Here is a 2,954-nt window from a genome sequence, read left to right as displayed (position 1 = left end):
ATCTTTTCACCATGATTTTGGATAAGTCCTCGACCGATTAGTATCTGTCCGCTCCATGTGTCGCCACACTTCCACTCCAGACCTATCAACCTCATCATCTCTAAGGGGTCTTACTGGCTTACGCCATGGGAAATCTCATCTTGAGGGGGGCTTCATGCTTAGATGCTTTCAGCACTTATCCCGTCCACACGTAGCTACCCAGCGATGCTCCTGGCGGAACAACTGGTACACCAGCGGTGTGTCCATCCCGGTCCTCTCGTACTAAGGACAGCTCCTCTCAAATTTCCTGCGCCCGCGACGGATAGGGACCGAACTGTCTCACGACGTTCTGAACCCAGCTCGCGTGCCGCTTTAATGGGCGAACAGCCCAACCCTTGGGACCTACTTCAGCCCCAGGATGCGACGAGCCGACATCGAGGTGCCAAACCTCCCCGTCGATATGGACTCTTGGGGGAGATAAGCCTGTTATCCCCAGGGTAGCTTTTATCCGTTGAGCGACGGCCCTTCCATTCGGCACCGCCGGATCACTAAGCCCGACTTTCGTCCCTGCTCGACTTGTAGGTCTCGCAGTCAAGCTCCCTTATGCCTTTGCACTCTTCGAATGATTTCCAACCATTCTGAGGGAACCTTTGGGCGCCTCCGTTACTGTTTAGGAGGCGACCGCCCCAGTCAAACTGCCCACCTGACAATGTCCCTGACCCGGATCACGGGTCGAGGTTAGAATGTCAGCACCGTCAGGGTAGTATCCCACCAATGCCTCCACCGAAGCTGGCGCTCCGGTTTCAAAGGCTCCTACCTATCCTGTACAAACGATACCAACATCCACTATCAGGCTACAGTAAAGCTCCATGGGGTCTTTCCGTCCTGTCGCGGGTAACCTGCATCTTCACAGGTACTATAATTTCACCGGGTCTCTCGTTGAGACAGTATCCAAATCGTTACACCATTCGTGCGGGTCGGAACTTACCCGACAAGGAATTTCGCTACCTTAGGACCGTTATAGTTACGGCCGCCGTTTACTGGGGCTTCAATTCAGAGCTTCTCCTAAAAGGATAACCCCTCCTCTTAACCTTCCAGCACCGGGCAGGTGTCAGCCCCTATACTTCGCCTTGCGGCTTCGCAGAGACCTGTGTTTTTGCTAAACAGTCGCTTGGATCTTTTCACTGCGGCTCTCTCGGGCTTGCACCCTAATAGAGCACCCCTTCTCCCGAAGTTACGGGGTCATTTTGCCGAGTTCCTTAACGAGAGTTCTCCCGCGCGTCTTAGAATTCTCTTCTCGCCTACCTGTGTCGGTTTACGGTACGGGCACCTTCCACCTCGCTAGAGGCTTTTCTTGGCAGCGGAGGATCAGGGACTTCGGTACTAACATTTCCCTCGCTATCACTGCTCAGCCGAACGGAAAGCGGATTTGCCTACTTTCCAGCCTAACAGCTTAGACGCGCATATCCATCAGCGCGCTCACCCTACCTTTCTGCGTCCCCCCATTACTCAAACGGTGGAGAGGTGGTACAGGAATATCAACCTGTTGTCCATCGCCTACGCTTTTCAGCCTCGGCTTAGGTCCCGACTGACCCTGAGCGGACGAGCCTTCCTCAGGAAACCTTGGGCTTTCGACGGAGGGGATTCTCACCCCTCTTTTCGCTACTCATACCGGCATTCTCACTTCCAAGCACTCCACTAGTCCTCACGATCTAGCTTCACTGTCCTTGGAACGCTCCCCTACCACGAACACCAAAAGGTGTTCATCCATAGCTTCGGTGATACGTTTAGCCCCGTTACATTTTCGGCGCAGAGTCACTCGACCAGTGAGCTATTACGCACTCTTTAAATGGTGGCTGCTTCTAAGCCAACATCCTGGTTGTCTGGGCAACTCCACATCCTTTGCCACTTAACGTATACTTGGGGACCTTAGCTGATGGTCTGGGCTGTTTCCCTCTTGACTACGGATCTTAGCACTCGCAGTCTGACTCCCGAGGATAAGTGCTTGGCATTCGGAGTTTGACTGAATTCGGTAATCCTGTGGGGACCCCTCGTCCAATCAGTGCTCTACCTCCAAGACTCTTCCCTCGAGGCTAGCCCTAAAGCTATTTCGGGGAGAACCAGCTATTTCCGAGTTCGATTGGCATTTCACCCCTACCCACACCTCATCCCCGCATTTTTCAACATGCGTGGGTTCGGGCCTCCATTCAGTGTTACCTGAACTTCACCCTGGACATGGGTAGATCACTCGGTTTCGGGTCTACGACGGCGTACTTAGGCGCCCTATTCAGACTCGCTTTCGCTACGGCTCCGCCTCTTCAGCTTAACCTTGCACGACATCGTAACTCGCCGGTTCATTCTACAAAAGGCACGCCATCACCCGTTAATGGGCTCTGACTAGTTGTAGGCACACGGTTTCAGGATCTCTTTCACTCCCCTTCCGGGGTGCTTTTCACCTTTCCCTCACGGTACTGGTTCACTATCGGTCACTAGGGAGTATTTAGCCTTGGGAGATGGTCCTCCCGGATTCCGACGGGGTTTCACGTGTCCCGCCGTACTCAGGATACACTCCGGAGGAAACGAAGTTTCGGCTACGGGGCTGTTACCCTCTCTGGCGCTTCTTTCCAAAAGCTCCGCCTACTCCGTTTCTTTGTAACTCCAATGGAGTGTCCTACAACCCCTGAAGGCAAGCCTTCAGGTTTGGGCTCTTTCCGTTTCGCTCGCCGCTACTCAGGAAATCGATTTTTCTTTCTCTTCCTCCGGGTACTTAGATGTTTCAGTTCCCCGGGTCTGCCTCCTCGCACCCTATGTATTCAGGTACGGGTACCATTCGATTAAAAATGGTGGGTTCCCCCATTCGGATATCCTCGGATCAAAGCTCACTTACAGCTCCCCGAGGCGTTTCGCCGTTCGTCGCGTCCTTCTTCGGCTCCTAGTGCCAAGGCATTCACCGTGCGCCCTTTCTAACTTAACCA

Annotated in this window: 1 rRNA gene; it reads right to left on the bottom strand. The window is 53.6% G+C overall.

Features of this window, described 5'->3' with window-relative positions:
* Nucleotides 1–17: 17 nt before the first annotated feature.
* Nucleotides 18–2,953: ribosomal RNA gene (locus FN960_RS20625) — 23S ribosomal RNA — on the bottom strand.
* Nucleotide 2,954 lies beyond the last annotated feature (1 nt).

This window comes from Alkalicoccobacillus porphyridii (assembly GCF_007293315.1).
Taxonomy (GTDB): Bacteria; Bacillota; Bacilli; order Bacillales; family Bacillaceae_D; genus Alkalicoccobacillus; species Alkalicoccobacillus porphyridii.
The sequence above is the reverse complement of the archived record's forward strand: the minus strand, read 5'-3'. Positions and strand labels throughout refer to the sequence as shown.